Origin of the sequence: Microbacterium sp. H37-C3 (assembly GCF_027157935.1) — a bacterium.
Taxonomy (GTDB): domain Bacteria; phylum Actinomycetota; class Actinomycetes; order Actinomycetales; family Microbacteriaceae; genus Microbacterium; species Microbacterium plantarum.
In genome coordinates this window covers 57,986-79,788 of the sequence record NZ_JAPVLR010000007.1, presented here as the reverse complement: position 1 = coordinate 79,788, position 21,803 = coordinate 57,986, and the positions used below count along the sequence as shown (strand labels likewise).

The 21,803-nt window shown below is 67.4% G+C and carries 23 protein-coding genes; 5 read left to right on the top strand and 18 right to left on the bottom strand.

Annotated elements, in window-relative coordinates; translation table 11 throughout:
• Positions 1-374: 374 nt before the first annotated feature.
• From O1W71_RS15480 to O1W71_RS15440, 9 genes are all read right to left on the bottom strand, one after another.
• Positions 375-1,154, bottom strand: coding sequence for an ABC transporter ATP-binding protein (locus tag O1W71_RS15480; protein WP_269268729.1), 780 nt, complete (start codon positions 1,152-1,154; stop codon positions 375-377).
• On the bottom strand, positions 1,151-1,966 hold the full coding sequence (locus O1W71_RS15475) for an ATP-binding cassette domain-containing protein (protein ID WP_269268728.1): 816 nt from the start codon (positions 1,964-1,966) through the stop codon (positions 1,151-1,153). Before O1W71_RS15475 ends, O1W71_RS15480 begins: the two co-directional genes overlap by 4 nt.
• A complete protein-coding gene (locus tag O1W71_RS15470) occupies positions 1,963-2,838 on the bottom strand; it encodes an ABC transporter permease (protein ID WP_269268727.1) in 876 nt (291 codons plus the stop codon). Before O1W71_RS15470 ends, O1W71_RS15475 begins: the two co-directional genes overlap by 4 nt.
• Positions 2,835-3,797, bottom strand: coding sequence for an ABC transporter permease (locus O1W71_RS15465; protein ID WP_331282662.1), 963 nt, complete (start codon positions 3,795-3,797; stop codon positions 2,835-2,837). The genes O1W71_RS15470 and O1W71_RS15465 overlap by 4 nt, the downstream gene beginning before the upstream one ends.
• Positions 3,798-3,817: 20 nt before the next feature.
• Positions 3,818-5,332 (bottom strand): ABC transporter substrate-binding protein, encoded by a 1,515-nt coding sequence (locus O1W71_RS15460; protein ID WP_269268726.1) that lies wholly within the window; start codon positions 5,330-5,332, stop codon positions 3,818-3,820.
• A gap of 80 nt (positions 5,333-5,412) precedes the next feature.
• Positions 5,413-6,177 carry a DUF1684 domain-containing protein gene (locus tag O1W71_RS15455; RefSeq protein WP_269268725.1) on the bottom strand — a complete coding sequence of 255 codons (765 nt, stop codon included), beginning with the start codon at positions 6,175-6,177 and terminating at the stop codon, positions 5,413-5,415.
• A 57-nt stretch (positions 6,178-6,234) separates the two neighbouring features.
• A complete protein-coding gene (locus tag O1W71_RS15450; protein ID WP_269268724.1) occupies positions 6,235-6,645 on the bottom strand; it encodes a DoxX family protein in 411 nt (136 codons plus the stop codon).
• A gap of 9 nt (positions 6,646-6,654) precedes the next feature.
• Positions 6,655-7,116 (bottom strand): DUF3817 domain-containing protein, encoded by a 462-nt coding sequence (locus O1W71_RS15445; protein WP_269268723.1) that lies wholly within the window; start codon positions 7,114-7,116, stop codon positions 6,655-6,657.
• Between the two features lie 22 nt (positions 7,117-7,138).
• A complete protein-coding gene (locus O1W71_RS15440; RefSeq protein ID WP_112617533.1) occupies positions 7,139-7,564 on the bottom strand; it encodes a MarR family winged helix-turn-helix transcriptional regulator in 426 nt (141 codons plus the stop codon).
• Between the two features lie 39 nt (positions 7,565-7,603).
• Here O1W71_RS15440 and O1W71_RS15435 point away from each other — a divergent pair, with 39 nt between their 5' ends.
• The 3 genes from O1W71_RS15435 to O1W71_RS15425 all read left to right on the top strand — a co-directional run bounded on the left by O1W71_RS15435 (position 7,604) and on the right by O1W71_RS15425 (position 9,715).
• The gene (locus O1W71_RS15435) at positions 7,604-7,819 is read left to right on the top strand and encodes a hypothetical protein (RefSeq protein WP_269268722.1); all 216 of its coding nucleotides are present in this window, start codon (positions 7,604-7,606) and stop codon (positions 7,817-7,819) included.
• Between the two features lie 115 nt (positions 7,820-7,934).
• Positions 7,935-8,363 carry a MarR family winged helix-turn-helix transcriptional regulator gene (locus O1W71_RS15430; RefSeq protein WP_269268721.1) on the top strand — a complete coding sequence of 143 codons (429 nt, stop codon included), beginning with the start codon at positions 7,935-7,937 and terminating at the stop codon, positions 8,361-8,363.
• Positions 8,360-9,715: an MFS transporter gene (locus O1W71_RS15425; protein WP_269268720.1), complete on the top strand. Its 1,356-nt coding sequence runs from the start codon at positions 8,360-8,362 to the stop codon at positions 9,713-9,715. Before O1W71_RS15430 ends, O1W71_RS15425 begins: the two co-directional genes overlap by 4 nt.
• A 159-nt stretch (positions 9,716-9,874) precedes the next feature.
• On the opposite strand, the gene O1W71_RS15420 is transcribed toward O1W71_RS15425, so the two are convergent.
• From O1W71_RS15420 to nrdH, 7 genes are all read right to left on the bottom strand, one after another.
• The gene (locus tag O1W71_RS15420) at positions 9,875-10,831 is read right to left on the bottom strand and encodes a class C sortase (protein WP_269268719.1); all 957 of its coding nucleotides are present in this window, start codon (positions 10,829-10,831) and stop codon (positions 9,875-9,877) included.
• A 94-nt stretch (positions 10,832-10,925) separates the two neighbouring features.
• Positions 10,926-12,446: a SpaH/EbpB family LPXTG-anchored major pilin gene (locus O1W71_RS15415; protein WP_269268718.1), complete on the bottom strand. Its 1,521-nt coding sequence runs from the start codon at positions 12,444-12,446 to the stop codon at positions 10,926-10,928.
• Positions 12,447-12,784: 338 nt separating this feature from the next.
• Complete coding sequence (locus tag O1W71_RS15410) at positions 12,785-13,954, bottom strand: RtcB family protein (protein ID WP_269268717.1); 1,170 nt, start codon at positions 13,952-13,954, stop codon at positions 12,785-12,787.
• A 338-nt stretch (positions 13,955-14,292) separates the two neighbouring features.
• On the bottom strand, positions 14,293-15,270 hold the full coding sequence (nrdF, locus tag O1W71_RS15405; RefSeq protein WP_094259728.1) for a class 1b ribonucleoside-diphosphate reductase subunit beta: 978 nt from the start codon (positions 15,268-15,270) through the stop codon (positions 14,293-14,295).
• 35 nt (positions 15,271-15,305) lie between these two features.
• The gene (nrdE, locus tag O1W71_RS15400; RefSeq protein WP_269268716.1) at positions 15,306-17,474 is read right to left on the bottom strand and encodes a class 1b ribonucleoside-diphosphate reductase subunit alpha; all 2,169 of its coding nucleotides are present in this window, start codon (positions 17,472-17,474) and stop codon (positions 15,306-15,308) included.
• A complete protein-coding gene (gene nrdI / locus O1W71_RS15395) occupies positions 17,444-17,893 on the bottom strand; it encodes a class Ib ribonucleoside-diphosphate reductase assembly flavoprotein NrdI (protein WP_023954602.1) in 450 nt (149 codons plus the stop codon). The genes nrdE and nrdI overlap by 31 nt, the downstream gene beginning before the upstream one ends.
• Before the next feature lie 3 nt (positions 17,894-17,896).
• Positions 17,897-18,130 carry a glutaredoxin-like protein NrdH gene (gene nrdH, locus O1W71_RS15390; protein ID WP_023954603.1) on the bottom strand — a complete coding sequence of 78 codons (234 nt, stop codon included), beginning with the start codon at positions 18,128-18,130 and terminating at the stop codon, positions 17,897-17,899.
• A gap of 383 nt (positions 18,131-18,513) precedes the next feature.
• On the opposite strand from nrdH, the gene O1W71_RS15385 reads away from it, so the two are divergent.
• Complete coding sequence (locus tag O1W71_RS15385; protein ID WP_269268715.1) at positions 18,514-19,719, top strand: MFS transporter; 1,206 nt, start codon at positions 18,514-18,516, stop codon at positions 19,717-19,719.
• A gap of 24 nt (positions 19,720-19,743) precedes the next feature.
• Here O1W71_RS15385 and O1W71_RS15380 read toward each other — a convergent pair whose 3' ends face one another.
• Positions 19,744-20,151, bottom strand: coding sequence for a pilus assembly protein CpaE (locus O1W71_RS15380; protein ID WP_112617009.1), 408 nt, complete (start codon positions 20,149-20,151; stop codon positions 19,744-19,746).
• A gap of 78 nt (positions 20,152-20,229) precedes the next feature.
• On the opposite strand from O1W71_RS15380, the gene O1W71_RS15375 reads away from it, so the two are divergent.
• A complete protein-coding gene (locus O1W71_RS15375; RefSeq protein ID WP_269268714.1) occupies positions 20,230-21,399 on the top strand; it encodes an acyl-CoA dehydrogenase family protein in 1,170 nt (389 codons plus the stop codon).
• A 106-nt stretch (positions 21,400-21,505) separates the two neighbouring features.
• Here O1W71_RS15375 and O1W71_RS15370 read toward each other — a convergent pair whose 3' ends face one another.
• The gene (locus O1W71_RS15370; RefSeq protein WP_023954607.1) at positions 21,506-21,778 is read right to left on the bottom strand and encodes a metal-sensitive transcriptional regulator; all 273 of its coding nucleotides are present in this window, start codon (positions 21,776-21,778) and stop codon (positions 21,506-21,508) included.
• Positions 21,779-21,803: the final 25 nt, after the last annotated feature.

Genomic DNA, 21,803 nt, shown 5'->3' with positions numbered 1-21,803 from the left:
CACCGAAGTGGAGTCGAGGTTATTTGGCATTTGACAAGTGCACGCTGTTGAGTTCTCAAGGATCGGACGCTCCCCCAACTGACCTCACAGCCAGCCCAGAGGGCAACTTCACAACCATACCCCACCGACGACCTGTTCCAGAACGAGACTCGGAGACCGAGTCAGTTGTGGGGGTGTGATGGGGACCCTGTGGCAGGTCTTGGACCTGCGACGCTCGGAAGCGTCTGTTTCGGGTTGTTCTCCGCTTGAGGGAGGCGGGACCTTCCGGCCCTCTCGCTCTTCCCTGTGGGGCGAACAAGTAATAAGTTACGCGGCTCCCGGCATCGTGGCAAAGCGATGCGACATCCCGGGCGTGTCGCGTCCGCAGATCCGCGTCATTCCGCGGGAAGACGGGGGACGGCGTCGACGAGCTGCGCGGTGTACTCGTTCGCCGGCGATGTGAGCAGCCGCGACGTCGGGCCCTCCTCCACGACGCGACCGGCGCGGAGCACCGTCATCCGCTCGCACAGCGCCGACACGATCGTCAGGTCGTGCGAGACCAGCAGCATTCCGATGCCCTGCTCTGCCGCGAGCCGCTGGAACAGCTGGATGACATGCATGCGCACAGACGTGTCGAGAGCACTCACGGGCTCATCCGCCAGCAGCAGTCGGGGCCGCGGCGCGAGGGCGCGAGCGATGGCGATCCGCTGGCGCTGTCCTCCGGAGAACGCGTCCGGGTAGCGGCCCGCGGCATCCGCGTCGAGGTCGACCGCCGTGAGCAGCTCGGCGACTCGGGCGTCGAGCTGCGATCGGTCGCGGGTGAGGCCGAGGGACCGCAGGGGTTCGGCGATCGACTGCCCCACCGTCATCCGCGGGTCGAGCGACGAGAACGGGTCCTGGTAGACCGGCTGCACCGCTCGGCGCAGCGAACGCATCTGTGCACGGTTCGCGCCGCGAAGCGGCGCGCCCTCGAAGAGCGCGCGCCCCGAGGTCGGCGTCGCCAGGCCCAGCAGCAGCCGGAGTACCGACGTCTTCCCCGCGCCCGACTCCCCCACGAGCCCGACGGTCTCGCCGGGAGCGAGCGAGAGCGATACGTCGTGGAGCACATTCGCGCTGCGACCGTAGGCGAAGTCGACATGCTCGAGCGCGAGTGTCGCGCGACCGTCGGCCGTCATCGGGTTCCCTTCGCGGGCAGGAAGTCGTCGAGAGCGCGCGAGGCGGCGACCAGTTGCGCGGTGTACTCGTGCTGGGGAGACCGGAGCAGTTGCGCCGTGTCGCCGAGCTCGACCTGACGCCCATCACGCATGACGAGGACGCGGTCGGCGATGCGCGAGACGACCGGCAGGTCGTGGCTGATGAACAGCAGCGTCATCCCTCGCTCGGTCACCTCGCGCTGGAGCAGATCGAGGATGCCTGCCTGGACCGTCACGTCGAGCGCGGTCGTCGGCTCGTCGGCGATGAGGATGCTCGGCCCGGCGGCCAGGGCGAGCGCGATCGCGACGCGCTGTCGCTGGCCGCCGGAGATCTCATGGATGAACGATCGCGCGATGCGCTCGGGGTCGGGAAGCTGCACGTCCGCGAGCGCATCGAGCACGCCGCGACGCAGCCCGTCACCGCTCAGACCGCGGTGCTTGGCGAGCGGCCACGCCAGCTGTCTGCCGACACGCATGAGCGGATCGAGCGAGGCGAGCGGCTCCTGGAAGACCGCCGAGATCGTCCGGCCGCGCACCCGGTCGAGGCGGCGCGAGGCGGTTCCGACTACCTCGACCCGGTCGTCGGGGGTCGCGATCGTCGCCGAACCGAACGGCGTCAGCGGAAACGCGAGCAGACCGAGCATCGCCAGCGCCGTCAGCGACTTGCCCGAGCCGGACTCGCCGATGATGCCCAGACGTTCGCCGGGCTCGAGCGTCACGTCGACGCCGTGCACGAGCGTGCGGGCGTCGCCGATCCGGACGCCGAGACCGGATGCGGTCAGCGCGGCGGTCATCCGATGCTCCTCGTGGTCGGATCGGCGATGTCGCGCAGGCCGTCGGCCAGCAGGTTCGCGCCGATGATGAAGGCGACCAGCAGGACGCCGGGGAGGATCGCCGCCGTCGGTGCGACGAGCACCGTGCTCTGCGCCTCCTCGAGCATCCGGCCCCACGATGCGTTGGGCGGCGGGGAGCCGAGTCCGAGGTATGACAGCGACGCCTCCGCGCCGACCGCGCCGCCGAACTGGAGGGCGAGCGGCACGATGAGGGTCGGCCAGACGTTCCGCAGCACGTGTCGGAACACGATGCCGAGCCTGCTCGTGCCCGAGGTCCGCGCGGCGGTGACGTAGTCCATCGCGAGGACGCGTGTCGCGGCGATGCGGGTGAGCCGGGCGATCACCGCCGAGCCGGCGAGACCGATCGCGAGGATCGCCGAGTCGACCGATGCCCCACGCCAGGCGACGATCAGCATCGCCAGCAGCAGGGTCGGAAAGGCGATCGCGATGTCGAGCAGGCTCGTGAGCGCATCATCGACCCATCGCCGGGCCACTGCAGCGAGCAGACCGAGCCCGATGCCGACGATGGCCGCGATCAGCACCGACCCGAACCCGACGGTCAGCGCGAGCCGCGCCCCGATCATGAGTTGCGTGAAGAGGTCGCGCCCGAGGCGGTCGGTTCCGGCCCAGTGCGCGGCGGACGGCGGCTGCAGCCGGCCGCCGCTGGTGTCGTCGAAGGTGAACGGGGTCCACAGCAGCGAGATCAGGCCGATCACCGCGATGGCACCGAACAGGATGCCGCCGACGGCGAGGTTCACCGAGCGCCGGCGTCGCGGGCGCCCGCGCCCGGGCGCCCTGACGGCACCCGAGTCCGGAAGGGTCGTCGCTGTCATGCCGCCGCCTTCGCTCTGCGATTGCCCGAGATCGTGTCGCGCAGTCGCGGGTCGATGATGCGCTGCGCGATGTCGGCCGCGAAGCCGAGCAGCAGCACGAGGGCGGTCGAGAAGAGCAGCACCCCCTGGACGCTCGGGAAGTCCTGCTCCTTGATGCCGACCAGCAGCATGTCGCCGAGACCGGGGAGCGCGAAGACCCGCTCGATGAAGACGGCGCCGACGAAAGTCGTCGACAGCTGGATCGCGAGGATCGAGATCAACGGGACGACGGCGTTGCGCACGCCGTGACGCCAGATCGCCGTGGCGAAGCTCTGCCCCGTGGCCCGAGCCGCGCGCAGATACTGCTGGCCGAGCACGTCGAGCGTCGCGCTGCGGACGTACCGCGCGAGATCGCTGCCCGCCACGAGCGCGATCGTGAGCACCGGGAGCGCGAGCGAGACGAGCGCGGCCCCGGGGTCTTCCCAGTCGCGCCGCGGGAATCCGCCCGCCGGCAGCAATCGCCAATTCAGCGCGAACACCGCGACGAGCAGGATGCCGACCCAGAAGACCGGGATCGCTCCGCCGAGCTGCGACACGGCCGAGAACGCGGTCCCGTACCAGGTGCGCGCCTTCCAGGCCGCGACGAACCCCACCGGCACCGCGATCAGCACCGACAGGACGAACGCGATGAGCGTCAGGGGCAGCGTGACGTTCAGCCGACGGAGGATCTCGCCGCCGACCGGAAGGTTGTTCGTGAACGATCGCCCCAGGTCGAAGCTCGCGAGCTGGCCGAGATAGGCCACGAACTGCTCCGGGATCGGCCGATCGACGCCGAGCCGCGCGGCGGCGGCCGCGATCTCGGCGTCCGTCGCCCCCACCGAGATGAGGGCGAAAACCGGGTTGCCGAGAACGCGCAGCACGACGAACAGGATCACCACCGCCAGCGCGAAGGCCAGCAGCAGCAATCCTGTCCGTCGAATCAGATACCGGGTGATGGAGATCAGGCCTTCGTGATGTCGGAGACGTAGAACAACGAGTTCAGTCCATTCTTGGGCACGCCCGACACGCCCTCGGCCGCGATGCGCAGCTGCGGGTTGAGGTAGAGCCACACACTGGCCGCGTCATCCGAGATCTGCTGGTTCGCCTTCTTGATCAGCTCGGTCTGCTCATCGACGGATGCGGCCGCCTCGGAGTCCGCGAGCCACGTCCGCACATCGGCGTTGTCGTAGCCCCAGTAGAAGTCGGGGTTGCCGTAGAAGTTGATGTCGCGGTCGTTGACGTGGCCCTGCAGCGTGGCCTCGAAGTTCTTCTCGGTGTAAACCTTCTGGTACCACTCGTCGTCGGTGATGATGTTGATGTTCAGCGTGATTCCGACCTTCGCGAGCTCCGACTTCAGGAACTCCGCCACCGTCGAGTGCACGCCCGAGTCGGGGGTGTCGACGGTGAACGTGAACCCTCCCGGCTGACCGGCCTCGGCGAGGAGCTTCTCCGACAGCGCCGGGTCGTAGGGGTTGTTGTCCGCGAGGTCGAGGTACCAGGGCTCGGAGGGCGGGACCATCGAGCCGATGAGTTCGCCGCGGCCATCCCAGATCGCATCGAGCAGCTTCTCGCGGTCGATAGCCGAGTAGATCGCCTTGCGCACGCGCGCGTCGTTGAACGGAGCGATCCGGTCGTTGAACGCCAGCAGCTCCTTCGTCGTCGAGGTGCCCTCGATGACCTGGAAGCCGGCGGCCTCGAACTCGCCGATGCTGTCGGGGTTCGACTGGCTCGTGACGAGGTCGACCGCCCCGGTCGTCAGAGCGTTGTTCAGGGCCGTCGGGTCGGCGTAGTACTGGTAGACGACCCCGCCGTTCTTCGGCGCGTCGCCCCAGTACGCGTCATTGACATCGAGGGTGATCGAGTCGCCCTTGCGGTAGTCACCGAGCTCGTAGGGACCGGTGCCGTCGGCAGTCGCCGTCAGGTCGCCGGCATCCTCGTTGACGATCCAGACGTAGCCCAGGTTGTAGGTGAAGCTGATCGAGGGCTGCGAGAGGGTCACCTCGACGGTCTTGTCGTCGACCGCCGTGACGGTGTCGATGACGCTCAGCTGGCGCTTGCGCGCCGCGATCGACTCGTCGCCCACGAAGCGCTCGAGGCTGTACTTCACGTCATCCGCGGTGAGCTCCTTACCCGAGTGGAAGGTCGCGTCCTCGAGGGTGAAGGTGTACACCAGCCCGTCTGGCGACACCGTCGTCTCGGCTGCCAGAAGGGGCTCGACCTGAGCGTCATCGGTGATCCGGAACAGACCCTCGTACACGTTCCCCGTGAAGACCTCGGTGACCCCGGATGAGCCGCCGAAGATCTGGTCGAGGTTGGTCGGCTCGTTCTGCGATCCGACGACGATCTCGGCATTCGGGTCGCTCGCGCCGGCCGAACCGGCCGGCTCGGTGGATCCGGAGCATCCGGCCAGGACGAGAAGACCGGCCGTCGCTGCCGCGGTGGCGGCGACGATCCGGGAGAAGCCGCGTGAAGTCACGGGTGTTCCTTTGCTGTGTGGAGGGGGGCGACGGAGCGAGGTGCGGGCGCTCCGCCGTTTCGAGTGGTGCGGGAGAAAGGTCAGAGCGAGAAGTCGCCGGCGAACCGGACCTTCTTCTCCCCGGCACGGACCGGGAAGGGCAGGCGGTTCTGCAGCGGCGGAAGGGGGCAGTTCATCTGGTTCGAGAAGCCGCACGGCGGAACGACGGCCCGGTTGAAGTCGACCGTGACCGGCGTGCTGTTGCCCGGAGCCAGGTCGCCGGTCGCGCCGGGGTGGTCGAGGAAGAGGAAGCGACCGGCGCCGTAGGACTCGGCCCCGTTGGTCTGATCGCCGAAGACGAGGTGCAGCTTGGGCCCGCCGTAGTTCGTGTCGAAAGCGGCGAGTCGGTACTCGGTGCCGTCGATCTCGAAGACCAGGTCGCCCGAGACCGGGAGGCCCCGCGTCGCGCCGCCGTCCTTGATGTGCTCGAAGGGGACCACTCGGTCTTCGTCGACGAGCTCGAAGCGGCCCTCGATGACCCAGGCCGGGTCGTACTCCCAGCGCTCGATGTCCTCGAACGCTTCGTTGGCGGGCGAGTCCTGCCGCCAGATGCGGTAGCCCTCCTGCGGAAGGCCGGTCTCGATGTCGGTTCGCTGCAGTCGGGTGAGCAGCGCGTCGACGGGATGCCCCGCACGCGCCGTCTCGTCGTCGACGGCGGGCTCGCCCGGAGCCGACCAGTGCGTGAGCACGAGGGCGAGGGACCCTTGCGGACCTGCGACCGATTCCCGGCGGTAGGCCGCCCAGGCTCGGTAGTCGGACTCAGCCGAAGAGACGGATGCTGCTGCGGATGCGGATGTGCTCACCATGACAGGCAACCAAACGCGGGGCCGTCCCGAGAAATTCCGTGTCCGCGTATTGCGTCGTCAGCGCGACGACGCTGACGTATCGCGCGCGGGGCCGCCCACCCACAGCGCCCAGGCGACGAGCACCGGCTGGAAAAAGAGGCGGCCGAATCGCCGCGCGTCGGTGTCGAGGCCGGGAGCCGCGGCTGCGGTGCGCCATTGGTGGATGTTGCCCGGGAGCACCGCGACGAAGAAGGCGGCGATCGCGGCGGCGATGCGTCGGCGCTCGCGCGGCAGCGCGATGAGCCCGGTGCCGAGCATGATCTCGACCGCGCCGCTGGCGACGACGATCATGTCCTTGTCGGTGTGCAGCAGCCGCGTCGCCCAGTCGGGCACCGCGATGCGATACCCCCGCCGGAGCACGGTCAGATGCGCGGCTCCCGCGACGATCAGCAGAGCGGCAAGGGCGAAGCGGGCAACGATGCGCAGCATTCGATCACGTTACGCCCGTCCGGGAGGTCCGATCACCAGCAGCACGACGTACGCCGCGATGATGCCGACCGCGAGGATCACGGCGAGCACCGCCGGACGGCGGACGAACCACCGGAAGAAGCGGTCGACTGCCCGCTGGTCGCGCGGGTCGTCGGTCGCCTCGGTGCGCCACTCCCCATCGAGGATCCCGCGACGACGGAGCACGATCTCCGTCGGCACGGTCGCGTAGGGGACCACGGCGGCGGCGACCGCGCAGATCGTGGGCACGAGTGGCCACCGGTTGTTCCACGCGACGAGCACCGCGGTCGCGCCGTAGCAGAGGAACACGAAGCCGTGGATGCCCCCGCCGATCGTCACGGCGACCGGGAGGTCGAAGGCGGAACGGAGGATGAGGCCGAGGATGAGCAGAGTCCACGAGAACGCCTCGGCGATCGCGAGCGAACGGAATGCGGTCAGCGGGGTTCGGAACACCCTCGAACCCTATCCAGCCGACTCAGACGATTCCTGCGCGGATGCCGTCCATCGACGAGGCCAGCCCCGGCATGTTGTCGCTGAGCGTCGCGTCGAGCTCGAGCAGCCGCTGGTGGGCCTGCTCCATGACCGCGATGCCTTTCGCTGTGATGCGCAGATCGGATGCCGAGCCGGCGTGCGCCGTCGCGTCGGCGACGAGCCCTTCGTCGACGAGGGTGCGCACCGCGGTGTGCGCGGACTGAACCGTGATGTGCGACCGGCGGGCGAGCTCGGAGAACGAGATCCCGGGCTCGGAGCCGATGTGCCCGAGCAGGCCGAACTTACGGGTGGAGAGGCCGAGGTCGCGCAGGGCTGCGGAGAGCCGGCCTTCCCACGACGCCGAGACGGCGATGAGCGCGATGACCGGGCTGAAGCGCGGCTCGCGCGTGAGGGCAGGAGTTTCCGACACGGTCACGATTGTAGGAGGCGCGGGCTCTCTCATGCGGTGATGGCGACCGAGAAAAGCTGTGTCGCGCGCTTAACGCGCCGAACGCCGTTCGTCAAGGACCGCGCGCCGACGCGGGGGGATGTTCATGATGAGTTCCACGGAAGAAGCGGGGAGGTCACCATGATCACGAACGAAGAGCAGAACGAGCAACACACCGACATCCGCGGCGAGAAGCCGTTCGGTCAATGGCTCGGGCTGATCAACGGCGGCCGCTGACGCCACGCGAAAGCCCCCGGCATCCTCTCTCGCGAGGAGGATGCCGGGGGCTTCGTCATTCGCGGGCGGCTCGCCTATTTAGATAGCTGGTCTATGCATGTTGTATAGTTAAGCTATGCAGTTGTCCGACTCCCCCATCCGTCTGATGTCGGCGTCGAGCCGATTCAACCGAGCTGTGGCCCGCCGGGTCGAGACGGCCGCCGCGGCGGGAACGTGGCGCGCGCTCGCCGCACTCAACGAGCTCGGCCCCACGCGGGTCAGCGACCTCGCCGAGTGGCAGCGCGTGAGCCAGCCCACCATGACGACGCTGGTGCGTCGGATGGAAGCGGAGGGCCTCGTCGAGCGCGCAGCCGACCCCGAGGACGGCCGGGCCTCACTCGTGTCGATCACCGAGGAGGGGCGGCGCCAGTTCGAGGCGTTCCGCTCGCAGGCGCTCGATGTGACCGGGCCCGCCTGGGCGAGGCTCAGCGCAGCCGACCGCTCGACCCTCGCACGGGCAGCCGAGCTTCTCGCCGCGCTGCTCGAGGAACCGGAACTGCGATGACCACGACAGACCCCGACGAGAGGAAGGTGCGCGTGACGAGCGCGACGAACACAGAACGGTCCGCGACCGGCGATCAGACGGAGGCGACAGCCGAGACCGCGAAGGCGTCCATCTGGCGCCAACCCGTCGCGGTATGGGCGATCGCCTTCGCCTGCACGGTGTCGTTCATGGGTATCGGCCTGGTCGACCCGATCCTTCCGGCGATCAGCCGGGAGCTGGATGCGACGCCGTCCGAGACGATGCTGCTCTTCACCAGCTACCTCTTCATCACGGGCATCGTGATGCTCTTCGCCAGCTGGGTGTCGTCGAGGCTCGGGGTGAAGAAGACCCTGCTGCTCGGGCTCGCCCTGATCGTCGTGTTCGCCGCGGCGGCGGGGCTCTCCGGCGGCGTGGTCGAGATCATCGGCTTCCGCGCCGGCTGGGGAATCGGCAACGCGCTCTTCATCGCGACAGCTTTGGCCGCCATCGTCGGAGCCGCGAGCGGCGGAAGCCGTCAGGCGATCGTGCTGTACGAGGCGTCCCTCGGCATCGGCTTGGCGGTCGGACCGCTCCTCGGCGGTGCGCTCGGCGAACTGTCGTGGCGCGGTCCCTTCTTCGGCACGGCGGCGCTCATGGCCATCGCGCTGCTCGCGATCCTCGTCGTCTTCCGCTCCCCCGCGCCGGCGGCCGGTGCCGCCGCGCCGGCGAAGGTGTCGCTCCTCGCGTCCTTCCGCGCGCTGCGGAACCCGGCGTTGCTGACGCTGTCGCTGACGGCGTTCTTCTACAACGTCGCTTTCTTCGTGCTACTGGCCTACAGCCCCTATCCCATCGAGTCCGCTGCGGCGCAGGCCGGGATGACGTTCGGAGCCCACGAGCTCGGACTCGTCTTCTTCGGCTGGGGGCTCGCCGTCGCGCTGACGTCGGTGCTCGCAGCTCCCGTGCTGACCCGGCGGCTCGGCCTGCGGCCCGTCCTCTTCACGATGCTCGGGCTGCTGGCCGTCGCCGAGGCCGTGCTCGCGATCGGCATCGACAGCGCGACCGTGCTGATCGTCACCGTCATCGTGGCCGGTCTGTTCCTCGGCGTGCTGAACACCGCGCTGACCGAGGCCGTCATGGAAGCCACCGACCTCCCCCGGAACGTCGCGAGCGGCACCTATTCGGGCGTGCGCTTCATCGGCGGCGCGATCGCTCCCGCCGTGGCCGGCCCGCTCGCGGCCGCGATCACCCCGAGTGCGCCGTACTGGCTCGGCGTCGCTGCCCTCGTCGTCGCGATCGCGATCCTCGCCTTCGCCGGCCGGACTCTGCGCCACCTCGGCCGCCCGCACGAGACCGCGATCGCCGAGGCCGCCGACATCGGTCAGGGCGACGCCTGATCGGAGGGCATCTGCATGTCGGAGGGCGGATTCCGAGCGAGCATCCCTCCGACGTGCAGCTTTCCTCCGCTGTGCCGCAGCCGAAGCTGGCGCTCACGGGCGACGTAAGGGAAACGGCAGCCCCCCTGGTGATCATCACCGAGCGGCTGCCGTTTGTCGTCACACGAGTTCGTCGGAGCCGATGTCCCGACCGTCCGGCGCCACCCGTTCTCCCCCGGCTCGCTGGTCGACGAACCCCTGTCGGGCGACGTACGCACCCACGAGCAGCGCGCCGGCTCCGCCGAGCACCGCCCACCAGGGAAAACCCGGGAGCTCGGGAGCCGCCCCGACGTCCTTCAGGGCAGACGGCGGCGTCGGCGTGATGCGCTTCCCGGTCACGACGATGCGATGGGAATTGATCCCGAGCGGGGTGCAGGTGATGAGGGTCGCGAGGTCCTCCCCCGGAACCGCGCGCAGCGAGCCGCTGTCGTTCGGGTCTATCACTTCGACGTCGAAGACCTCGTAGACGAAGATGTCGCCGAGCACCTCGATGGTGAACGTGTCTCCGTCCTTCACCTCGTTCAGGTTCGTGAACATCGTGGAGTTCGCGAGCCCGCGGTGCGCGGTGATGACGGTTCTCGTGCCCGCACCTCCGACGGGGAGATGCGACCCTTCGAGGTGGCCCGCTCCGCGGAGCAGGGTCGCCTCGGAAGTGCCGTGGTAGATCGGCAGGTCGACGTCGATGCCGGGGATCTTCACTCTTGCCATGAGCCCGTCATCCCCGGCCTTCAGCATGTCCGCGTAGCGAAGTGCGGAGTTCGTCGAGTTGCCGGACCCGACGGGGACGTTCCCGCCGGGCTCGAGCTTGACCCCTGCGGTGAGCGCGTCGTTGTAGTCGTGCGCGAGCTCGAACTGCCGCGCCGGGTTCGGCTCGATCGAATGCAGGTTCGTCTCGGCCTGCACAATGACCTGCGACTGGTTATAGGAAGACACCCACGCGGCCGTCATCGGATACAGGCCGGCGCCGAGACCGGCCATGGCGAGCACCATGATGACGTAGGTGATCAGGCTCGGCCTCCACGTTCGACGCCGCATCCTGCGCAGAGCGGCTCTCGTGGGGGCTGCGGTGTCGGTCATGGATTCCTGTCTCAGCAACGGGGGCGGACGAAGTTGCCTCCGGGCGGGGCCGCAACTGAGCTCGTTGCGACGCCGCCCGGAGGCCGTTCGGGTTTTAGGCGCTTGCCTTTGCCTGACGCCGGCCCCGCATCAGGACCAGTCCGATCGCCACGGCAAGTGCCGCGACGCCACCGGCGATCAGGAGCACCTGACCCGAGCCACCCGTGAGCGGCAGCTGAGGCACACCCTGCTGGGTGTTCTCGATGTCGATGTTGTCCGACGTCGTGTCGCCAACCAGCACGGCGACGGGCGTGAACGCGTTCGACGGGAGGACATACCCGGCGGGGGCCGCGGTCTCCTTCAGCACGTAGCACCGCTGCTTGCTGTCGATCGCAGGATTGACACTGTCGCTCACGAAGAGCCCGGTGAGGGAGATGACGCCCGACGAGTCCGAGGTGAAGCTCGTCTTCCCACCCACCGAGATGGGCGAGCCGGTCGCCGTGGCCGTGGAACAGTCCGCAGCGTAGGGATCGGCAGCGGCGTAGATCTCGAACTCCGCGCCGGCGAGGGTGCCGGTAGCTCCGGAGGTACCGACCGCGCGCTTGGTGATCTTCAGGTCACCCCAGTTGGTGTGCACCACCGGAGAATCCAGCGGCGGGTTGGTGTTCGGGTCGAAGCCCGGGTTGTTCGGCCAGAACTGCGCCGTGTTGGAGATGACACCGTCGACGACCGCGTTCACGACCCCGGCGAAGACGACCTGGATCTTCGCGCCGACGTGGGCGTTGGGGCCCTCGTTCAGCCACGCGATCCCGGCCTTGGTGAAGTCCATCGTGACCTGCTGGCCAGAGATGCTGATCGTGTAGAACGAGGGGTCCAGGGGGATACCGTCTGCGGTGACCGCCATGTCGGCTGCGGCCGCCGGGGTGAGACGGGTGTCCAGCGTGTCGCGGATCGCGAATCCGGTCCAGGCCTGGGCCATGCGCGACACGGGAACCGAGACCGGGAACTTCACGGTCGACCCGAGGCCGTAGTCCTGCTGCGGTTCGATCGTCTTGTCGATCGAACCCGCGCCGTTCTTCGGGTAGGCGTGGGTGTCGTACACCCAGCCGTTCTCGTACGGGAGAGGGATCGTGACGATGAACGGCAGTGACTTCTCGATGATGTTGGCAGGCGCCGCGGTCTCGCACACCTGGTACAGGCCGAGGGGCAGCGAATCAGCGGTCGCCGAGCCGTTGCTAGAGGTCAGCGGCATCACCGTCGGCGTGCCGAGCGTGTACCCCGCGGGGGCGGCGCAGGCCGCACCGGGAGTGAGCGCGTCGAGGCCGTTCCAGTTGGCGGGGACCGTCAGATCGACCGCCTTCCCGGACTTGAGCAGGGGGTAGACGGTGAACTCGACACCGGCAACCGGATCGGTGAAGTCCCCCGCGGCGGGGGCCTGGCTCACGTCGCCCGTGGCGCTTCCGGCCTGGTTCAAGAACTTGTGAACGGTGATCGAACCGGTCTGGTCAGGGTCGATGTTGCCGTAGTCCTGCGGGGCGGCGAACGCAGCCGAGGAGCTTCCGAGGATCGCGGTGATGCCGAGAGCAGCAACACCCGCAATCGTGGTGATGCGGCGTCTGGCCGTAGGTGACTTCATGCGGTGAAGCCCTTTCTTTTGAGTGAATCGAGAATCGATCGGGGTTTTACGACGCCGTCGACCTCCGAGGAAAGTCCTCATATAGATTTATCCGACTCCGGGTTCCGCCGGTAGGGATATGCGTATGCTGTAATCAGCGCGCTCCCCGCAATGGGCGGATTCGCAACGTCACCATTCGGCGGTTCTTGGCGCGAGGGCACGAAAAAGGGCGGATGCCGCAGCATCCGCCCTTTTTGTATGACTAAATCGACGCGAGACCGGAGGGCATCTGCGCGTCGGAGGGCGGACTCCGAGAAGCCACCCTCCGACGTGCAGTTCTCCTCCGATGAGGATGCGGGTCAGTCGCCCTTCACGTTGACCAGCTGACGCAGCGTGTGCCGCACCTCGACGAGGTCGGCGGCATCCGCCATGACGCGATCGATCGGCTTGTAGGCCTGCGGGATCTCGTCGATGAACGCATCCGTGTCGCGGAACTCGATCCCCGTCATCGCCTCCCGCAGCTGGTCGTGCGTGAAGGTCCGGCGCGCGGCCGACCGCGAGTACTCCCGCCCTGCCCCGTGCGGCGACGAGTTCAGTGACAGCGGGTTGCCGAGCCCCGAGACGACGTACGACGCCGTGCCCATGGATCCCGGGATGAGGCCGGGCCGGCCGGCATCCGCCTGAATCGCGCCCTTGCGCGACACCCACACCTGCTTGCCGAAGTGCTTCTCGCTCTCGGTGAAGTTGTGGTGGCAGTTGATGCGCTCGAGCTCCTCGACGTCGACGCCCATCGTCTCGGACAGCTGACGAGCCACGCGGTCCATCATCTCCTCGCGGTTCAGGAGCGCGAAGCGCTGCGCCCACCGGAGCTCGCGGATGTAGCGCCGGAACTCCTCCGTGCCCTCGACGAGGTACGCCAGGTCGGGGTCGGGAAGGTCGATCCACCACTGTTTCGCTAGCCGCTGCGCGACCCCGATGTGGTGCGTCGCGATTTTGTTGCCCACTCCTCGCGAGCCGGAGTGCAGGAACATCCACACCGCGTCGGTCTCGTCGACCGACACCTCGATGAAGTGGTTGCCCGAGCCGAGCGACCCGAGCTGGTTGCGCCAGTGCCCGGCATAGCGGGCGGGGTCGAACTCGTTCTTCTCGGCGAGCTCCTCCAGCTCGGCGACGCGCGGCTCAGCCGTCGCGACGATTCTGCGGTTGTCGCGACCGGCCGACAGCGGGATCGCCCGCTCGATCTGCTCACGCAGCGCCCCCAGGTCGCGACCGAGCAGCTGCGACTTCGTGAACTGCGTGCGGACGGCGATCATGCCGCATCCGATGTCGACGCCGACGGCAGCCGGCATGATCGCCCCGAGCGTCGGGATGACCGACCCGACGGTCGCTCCCTTGCCGAGGTGCGCATCGGGCATGAGCGCCAGATGCGGATGAATGAACGGCATGCCCGACGCGGTGCGAGCCTGATCGAGAGTCTTCTCGTCGATGATGCTCGCCCACGAGAGCAGCCTGTTCGAGAGCTTCTCCATGGTTCCTTTCCTTGTGATGACGGTCCGGGAACGGGCGCATGGAGAGGAACACACGAACGCCCCGGACCTGTGCGGTGCGGGGCGTTCCGACAGTGGCGGTATCAGACGTCTCGCACCGGAGGGTACGACTCATTGCGGAGCTGGAACTGGCTCAGGTCCGCTGCGATCAAACGCTCGTTGCGCGTGGTCATGTCGTTCCTCCGGTGATGCCGTGCGTATTCGCGCGGCGTCGCAACCCTATGCGTGGGCGTGGCGCGGCGTCAACGAAAAAGCGGCGCGTGCGCCGGGAATCGCCGGAGCGATCCCGTCACACGCGCCACTTTCGTGCGCGAGTCGGGTCAGAAGTCCCAGTCCTCGTCTTCTGTGGCCTCGGCCTTGCCGATGACGTACGACGAGCCCGACCCCGAGAAGAAGTCGTGATTCTCGTCTGCGTTCGGCGACAGGGCCGACAGGATCGCCGGGTTCACGTTGGTGACCGTGGCGGGGAACATCGCCTCGAAGCCGAGGTTCATCAGCGCCTTGTTGGCGTTGTAGTGCAGGAACTTCTTGACGTCCTCGGTCAGGCCGACGGCGTCGTAGAGGTCCTGCGTGTACTGCACCTCGTTGTCGTAGAGCTCGTAGAGCAGCGAGAACGTGTAGTCCTTGATCTCGTCGCGCTCTGCCTGCGTGAGCTGCTCGTAGCCCTTCTGGAACTTGTAGCCGATGTAGTAGCCGTGCACGGCCTCGTCACGGATGATGAGGCGGATGATGTCGGCGGTGTTCGTCAGCTTCGCCTTCGCCGACCAGTGCAGCGGCAGGTAGAACCCCGAGTAGAAGAGGAACGACTCGAGCAGGGTCGAGGCGACCTTGCGCTTGAGCGGCTCGTCGCCACGGTAGTAATCCATGACAATCGAGGCCTTCTTCTGAAGGTTCGGGTTCTCGACCGACCAGCGGAACGCGTCGTCGATCTCGGGCGTCGAGGCGAGCGTCGAGAAGATCGACGAGTAGCTCTTCGCGTGCACCGACTCCATGAACGCGATGTTCGTGTAGACGGCCTCCTCGTGCGGGGTGATCGCATCGGGGATGAGCGAGACGGCGCCGACGGTGCCCTGGATCGTGTCGAGGAGCGTCAGCCCCGTGAACACGCGCATGGTGAGCGTCTGCTCGTCGGGCGTCAGCGTGTTCCACGACTGGATGTCGTTCGACAGCGGCACCTTCTCGGGCAGCCAGAAGTTGTTCACCAGACGGTTCCAGACTTCGAGGTCTTTATCGTCCTGGATGCGGTTCCAGTTGATCGCCTGCACGTGGTCGACGAGCTTGAGCGGTTCGGGAGTCATGTCGCTTCAGTTCCTGGTTCGGGTTCCGGCATCCGTCACAGCATGCAGCTGACGCACTCGGACATGTCGGTGCCCTCGAGCGCCATCTGCCGCAGGCGGATGTAGTAGATCGTCTTGATGCCCTTGCGCCAGGCGTAGATCTGGGCACGGTTGATGTCGCGCGTGGTCGCGGTGTCCTTGAAGAACAGCGTGAGCGACAGACCCTGGTCGACGTGCTGGGTCGCGGCGGCGTAGGTGTCGATGACCTTCTCGTAGCCGATCTCGTACGCGTCCTCGTAGTACTCGAGGTTGTCGTTCGTCATGAACGGCGCCGGGTAGTAGACGCGGCCGAGCTTGCCTTCCTTGCGGATCTCGATCTTCGACGCGATCGGGTGGATCGACGACGTCGAGTTGTTGATGTACGAGATCGAGCCGGTCGGGGGCACCGCCTGCAGGTTCTGGTTGTAGATGCCGTGCTGCTGGATGGATGCCTTCAGCTCGCGCCAGTCGTCCTGCGTCGGGATGTGGATGCCGTCGAACAGACCCTTCACCTTGTCGGTCTGGGGCGCCCACTCCTGCTCGATGTACTTGTCGAAGAACTCGCCCGACGCGTAGGTCGAGTCGGGGAAGCCCTCGAAGTACGTGCCGCGCTCGATCGCGATCTTGTTCGAGGCCCGCAGCGCGTGGAACAGCACCGTGTAGAAGTAGATGTTCGTGAAGTCCAGGCCCTCTTCCGAGCCGTAGTGGACGTGCTCGCGCGCCAGGTAGCCGTGCAGGTTCATCTGACCGAGACCGATCGCGTGCGAACGGTCGTTGCCGTCCTCGATCGAGCGGACCGAGGCGATGTGGCTCTGATCGCTGACCGCGGTGAGGGCGCGGATGCTGGTCTCGACGGTCTGCGCGAGGTCCTTGCCGTCCATCGCGAGCGCGATGTTCATCGACCCGAGGTTGCAGGAGATGTCCTTGCCGATCTGGGCGTACGAGAGGTCCTCGTTGTACGTCGTCGGGGTGTTGACCTGGAGGATCTCCGAGCACAGGTTCGACATGTTGATCCGACCCTTGATCGGGTTGGCCTTGTTCACCGTGTCCTCGAACATGATGTACGGGTAGCCCGACTCGAACTGGATCTCGGCGAGGGTCTGGAAGAACTCACGAGCGTTGATCTTCGTCTTCTTGATGCGCGCGTCGTCGACCATCTCGCGGTACTTCTCGGTGACCGAGATGTCGCCGAACGGAACGCCGTAGACCTTCTCGACGTCGTAGGGCGAGAACAGGTACATGTCCTCGCCGTTCTTGGCGAGTTCGAAGGTGATGTCGGGGATGACGACACCCAGCGACAGCGTCTTGATGCGGATCTTCTCGTCGGCGTTCTCGCGCTTGGTGTCGAGGAACTTGAGGATGTCGGGGTGGTGCGCCGACAGGTACACCGCACCGGCCCCCTGACGCGCACCGAGCTGGTTGGCGTAGCTGAAGCTGTCTTCGAGCAGCTTCATGACGGGGATGATGCCCGACGACTGGTTCTCGATCTGCTTGATCGGAGCGCCGGCCTCGCGGATGTTCGACAGCAGCAGGGCCACGCCGCCGCCGCGCTTGGAGAGCTGCAGGGCGGAGTTGATGCCGCGGGCGATCGACTCCATGTTGTCTTCGATGCGGAGCAGGAAGCACGACACGAGCTCGCCGCGCTGGGCCTTGCCCGTGTTGAGGAACGTCGGGGTGGCGGGCTGGAAACGACCCGAGATGATCTCGTCGACGAGCTGCATCGCGAGGTTCTCGTCACCGTCGGCGAGGCCGAGGGCGGTCATAACGACACGGTCCTCGAAGCGCTCGAGGTAGCGCTTGCCGTCGAAGGTCTTCAGCGTGTAGCTCGTGTAGTACTTGAACGCGCCGAGGAAGGTCTCGAAGCGGAACTTCTTGCCGTAAGCGAAGTCGTTGAGCTTCTGGATGAACTCGAGCGAGTACTTCTCGATGACCTTGGGCTCGTAGTACTCCTTCTCGACGAGGTAGTCGAGACGCTCCTTGAGGGAGTGGAAGAAGACCGTGTTCTGGTTGACGTGCTGGAGGAAGTACTCCCGGGCCGCACGCTTGTCGGCGTCGAACTGGATCTTGCCGTCCGCGCCGTAGAGGTTGAGCATCGCGTTGAGGGCGTGGTAGTCGAGCCCGTCGAAGCGTGCGTCGACCTTGAAGCCGTTATCGGTCAAGGCTGTTTCCAGTGCTGATTCCACCATCGTTCCAATCCTGCGCTCACGCGCTCGACGTCTTCGGGCGTGCCGAACAGTTCCACCTTGTCCAAGTGCGGCACGGAGCACTTGCGGCTGATGATGTCGCCGGCGAGGCAGTACGACTCGCCGAAATTCGTGTTGCCGGTGGAGATGACTCCCCGGAGGAGGGTGCGGTTGCGCACGTCGTTCAGGAAGCGAACGACCTGCTTGGGCACCGCACCCTTCTCCTCACCGCGCCCCTGTCCCCCGCCGTAGGTGGGGGTGACGAGCACGAAGGGCTCGGTCATGACGAGGGGCGTCGGTGAGGAGTGAAGGGGGATGCGGAGCGCCGGCAGTCCGAGCTTGTCGATGAATCGCGCGGTGTTGCCGGAGACGCTCGAGAAGTACACGAGCAGAGGCGCCCGCGTCGCGACCGCCGTGCTCATGGCTCAGGCGAAGCGAGCGGCCAGCTCGTCGATCTTGTCGGGACGGAAGCCCGACCAGTGGTCCTCGTCGGTGATGACGACGGGGGCCTGCAGGTAGCCGAGCGACTTGACGCGCTCGAGCGCCGCCGGGTCCTCGGAGAGGTCGAGGACGTCGTATTCGATGCCCTTCGAGTCCAGCGCACGGTACGTCGCGTTGCACTGCACGCAGGAGGGCTTGGTGTAGACCGTGATCGCCATGTCGAGTGTGGTTTCCCTTCGCTTCTTACGCATCTCCGGCTGAGAACCTGCCGGAGCCTCAATACTACATATGGGTGCCGACATCGGGGGGCACCACAAGGGGTAGTAGTTACAAGTCTGTAGTTTTGCACCGCTCTCCCCAGGTACAACACATCTTGTCCACCGTTTCATCCACAGATCAGCGACTCGATCGAAGCCCGGTTCGACGCGTGATTCCGCGCTTCCGGGCGACGTCGAGCGAGTCTGTCCACAGGTCGGACGCTAGACCGACCCACCGACATCCGATTCGGGCGGATCTCGTCGCATCGGCGTGTCGCGGGCGTGTCGCCGCGGCAGCCGCCCGGGCGTCGCCGACCGGGCTTCGGAATCGCTACCGTTGAGGGGTGGCGGGATACAGAGAACTGCTGCGCGCACCGGGTGTCGCGCGCATCATCGCCGCACAGTTGACCGCTCGCTTTCCGAGCGGGATGACGAGCCTCGCCATCCTGCTCCACATCGAGCACGTGACCGGGTCCTACGGGTCGGCCGGTCTGGTCCTTGCGGCGACCTCAGTCGGACAGGCGATCGCAGGTCCGGTGACGAGTCGATGGATGGGCGTCTGGGGCATGCGGCGGGTACTGACGCTGACGCTCGCCGTGTGCGCGGCGTCGATCGCTCTGCTCGCGGTGCTCGACGTGCCGCTCTGGGTCTACATGGCGCTCGGTCTCATCGCGGGCCTGTCGACCCCGCCGGTGCAGTCGGCCGTGCGCACGATCTACCCGAAGATGGTGACGTCGCGGCAGCTCACCCCCCTCTTCTCCCTCGACGCATCGCTGCAGGAGATCATCTGGATCATCGCGCCGGTGCTCATCACCTTCGTCGCGCTGCAGGCCGGCACCGTGCCGGGGCTCCTGCTCGTCGTCGTCATCCTCATCGGCGGCGGCGCGTGGTTCATCTCTTCGCCGGAGCTCGGACGCGTCCGCATCCCGCGCAGCCGGCGCAGCCTGGGCCGCGTGCTGCTCAAGCCGCCGGTCATGCTCGCGACCGCGACCGGCTTCCTCCTCATCGGCGCGTGCTCCGCGGTCGAAGCGGGCGTTGTCGCGTCGTTCGGTCACGGCGGACTCGAGTCCGGCCTCGTCCTCGCGGTCTTCGCCGTCGGCAGCCTGGCAGGCGGCCTGTCGTTCGGCCACATCCCGATCGGACGGTGGGCCATGGCTCGCCGCTTTCTCATCGTCACCGTCGGGCTGGCGGCGACCATCTTCTCGCTCAACGCCTGGTGGCTCGGCGGCTCGCTGCTGGTCGCCGGCATCGGCATCGCGCCGGCGCTCGCGGTCATGTTCGCCATCACCTCGGCGAGCGTGAAGTTCAGCGAGACGGCCGAAGCCTACGGCTGGATCGGCACCGGGCAGCTCATCGGAGCCGCGGCGGGTTCCGCCATCGCCGGTTTCCTCATCGACGGTGTGGGCCCGCAGGGCGCATATGTGGCCGCTACCCTGTTCGCCGTCGTCGGCCTCGTCGTCGCGGTGACGTGCGTGCAGTGGTTCCCCGACCTCCGCGGGCGCGACGCGTCGCCCCTTCCCGACACCGCACCGGTCCACACCATTACGTGAGGCTGGTTCCGCGCAGACGGTCGCTCAGTCGTTGACGCGCTGCAGCATCGCGAGGACGGCCGCCGCGTAGGCATCCTCGGGCTGCGGATGCTCGAACGCCAGCTCCTCGCCGGCGAACTCGATCTCCACGCGGTGAGTGTCCGCGAGCCGGCGCAGACTCCGGAAGCCGCCGCGGAGCATCTCACGCAGCTGGTCCTCACGGGGAAGCCATAGCGCCTCATCGAGCGCGACGGAGTCGAGCGCCCACTCCGTCGTGCCGTTGAACGCGAGGATCGTCCCGGTCGGATAGCGCCGCGGTTCGATCGTCATCTCGCTGACGGTGAAGACGTCGGCCTCGAACTCCGGCTCGTTGAGCTGGAAGCGGTCTCCAGATGCCGGGCGCCAGACGAGCCCGGCCTCGCGCAGGGCGAGCGCGGCGTCGGTCGAGATCATGCCCCCATCCTGCACCACGACCTCGAGGGCGCGACGGGCCTGTCGGACACGCGGCCCGCTGAGGAGGGCGGGAGCAGAATGGATGCCGTGAGCGACTTCGACCCGGCCCGATACCTTCCCGACAGCCTCATCGAACGGATCCGCGGGCGAGCCGCGGGCGTCGACGCGGACAACGTCTTCCCCGACGAGGATCTCGCCGAGCTGCGAGAAGCCGGCTACCTCGGCATCCTCGTTCCGGAAAAGCTCGGCGGCGCGGGCTTGTCGCTCGCGCAGGCATCCGTTCTGCAGCAGCGGCTGGCCGGTGCCGCGCCCGCGACAGCGCTCGCGATCAACATGCACCTCGTGTGGACGGGTGTTGCCAAGGTGCTGTCCGACCGCGGTGACGACGCCCTGCGCTTCGTGCAGGAGGGCGCCGCCGCGGGCGAGGTGTTCGCGTTCGGCATCAGCGAGGCGGGCAACGACCTCGTCCTGTTCGGCAGCGACACCGTGGCCGAGCCGCAGTCCGACGGCGGGTACGCCTTCACGGGCACGAAGATCTTCACCTCGCTCGCTCCGGTGTGGGACCACCTCGGGCTGCACGGCCTCGACACGACGAGCGAGGACGCGCCGAAGATGGTGTTCGCCTTCGTCGACCGCACCGACGCGGTGCGCACGCGCGACGACTGGGACACCGTCGGCATGCGGGGGACGCAGTCGCGCACGACCGAGTTGCACGGCGCCCTCGCATCACCGAACCGCGTCGTGCGCCGCCTCTCCCCCGGCCCGAACCCGGATCCGCTCGTCTTCGGCATCTTCTCGGTCTTCGAGCTGCTGCTCGCGTCGGTGTACACCGGCATCGCCCGACGCGCTCTCGACGTCGCCGTCGTCGCCGCCCAGTTGCGCACCTCGAAGAAAACAGGGCTGGCGTACAGCCAGGATCCCGACATCCGCTGGCGCATCGCCGAGATGGCGCTCACGTACGACGGGATGCTGCCGCAGCTCGAGGCGATCGCGCGCGACATCGACGAGCGGGCCGATCACGGCGGCCTCTGGTTCGCGAAGCTCAGCGGGCTGAAGCACCGCGCCGTCACCTCGGCGAAGGCCGTCGTCGACGAGGCGATGCTCGTGGCGGGCGGGTCGTCGTACTTCTCCCGCTCCGAGCTCGGCCGCCTCTACCGCGACGTCCTGGCGGGGATGTTCCACCCTTCGGATCCGGAGTCCGCCCACAGCACCGTCGCCGCCGCCTGGCTCGGCCCCGTCACCCCCTGACCCCCGCTCGGCCCGCTCCCGGTCGAGTCGCCACAAACTGCGGATGCCGGGGCCACCGGATCCGCAATTCCTGGCGACTCGACGGTAGGCGGAGGGACGGATGCGGTCAGCGGGTCTCGAGGTCATAGGCCTTGAGGAGCTCGGCGACGGCCTGCTCGCGGTCCGCGCCGCCGTTCTCGAACATGTGCGTCACGTGGGTGCGGAGGTGGTTCTCGATGAGGAGCTTGTCGAGCGACGCGAGGGCCTTCTGGATGGCCCGTGACTGGGCGATGATGTCCATGCAGTAGTCCTCGTTCTCGATCATCCGGGCCAGCCCGCGGACCTGGCCTTCGAGGATGCTCGTGCGGCGCAGGGCTCGTTTCTGGATGTCGTCGATCACGCGGTCAGGATACGCCGAGACCGGC

What these genes read in the sequence shown, in the direction of transcription:
- O1W71_RS15480 (WP_269268729.1), bottom strand. Translation starts at nt 1,154, where the DNA reads ATGACGGCCGACGGTCGCGCGACACTCGCGCTCGAGCATGTCGACTTC.
- O1W71_RS15475 (WP_269268728.1), bottom strand. Translation starts at nt 1,966, where the DNA reads ATGACCGCCGCGCTGACCGCATCCGGTCTCGGCGTCCGGATCGGCGAC.
- O1W71_RS15425 (WP_269268720.1), top strand. Translation starts at nt 8,360, where the DNA reads ATGACCACGACAGACCCCGACGAGAGGAAGGTGCGCGTGACGAGCGCG.
- O1W71_RS15455 (WP_269268725.1), bottom strand. Translation starts at nt 6,177, where the DNA reads ATGGTGAGCACATCCGCATCCGCAGCAGCATCCGTCTCTTCGGCTGAG.
- O1W71_RS15420 (WP_269268719.1), bottom strand. Translation starts at nt 10,831, where the DNA reads ATGACCGACACCGCAGCCCCCACGAGAGCCGCTCTGCGCAGGATGCGG.
- O1W71_RS15435 (WP_269268722.1), top strand. Translation starts at nt 7,604, where the DNA reads ATGGCGACCGAGAAAAGCTGTGTCGCGCGCTTAACGCGCCGAACGCCG.
- nrdE (WP_269268716.1), bottom strand. Translation starts at nt 17,474, where the DNA reads ATGGTGGAATCAGCACTGGAAACAGCCTTGACCGATAACGGCTTCAAG.
- O1W71_RS15430 (WP_269268721.1), top strand. Translation starts at nt 7,935, where the DNA reads ATGCAGTTGTCCGACTCCCCCATCCGTCTGATGTCGGCGTCGAGCCGA.
- O1W71_RS15375 (WP_269268714.1), top strand. Translation starts at nt 20,230, where the DNA reads ATGGATGCCGTGAGCGACTTCGACCCGGCCCGATACCTTCCCGACAGC.
- O1W71_RS15450 (WP_269268724.1), bottom strand. Translation starts at nt 6,645, where the DNA reads ATGCTGCGCATCGTTGCCCGCTTCGCCCTTGCCGCTCTGCTGATCGTC.
- nrdH (WP_023954603.1), bottom strand. Translation starts at nt 18,130, where the DNA reads ATGGCGATCACGGTCTACACCAAGCCCTCCTGCGTGCAGTGCAACGCG.
- O1W71_RS15415 (WP_269268718.1), bottom strand. Translation starts at nt 12,446, where the DNA reads ATGAAGTCACCTACGGCCAGACGCCGCATCACCACGATTGCGGGTGTT.
- O1W71_RS15410 (WP_269268717.1), bottom strand. Translation starts at nt 13,954, where the DNA reads ATGGAGAAGCTCTCGAACAGGCTGCTCTCGTGGGCGAGCATCATCGAC.
- O1W71_RS15380 (WP_112617009.1), bottom strand. Translation starts at nt 20,151, where the DNA reads ATGATCTCGACCGACGCCGCGCTCGCCCTGCGCGAGGCCGGGCTCGTC.
- O1W71_RS15470 (WP_269268727.1), bottom strand. Translation starts at nt 2,838, where the DNA reads ATGACAGCGACGACCCTTCCGGACTCGGGTGCCGTCAGGGCGCCCGGG.
- nrdF (WP_094259728.1), bottom strand. Translation starts at nt 15,270, where the DNA reads ATGACTCCCGAACCGCTCAAGCTCGTCGACCACGTGCAGGCGATCAAC.
- nrdI (WP_023954602.1), bottom strand. Translation starts at nt 17,893, where the DNA reads ATGAGCACGGCGGTCGCGACGCGGGCGCCTCTGCTCGTGTACTTCTCG.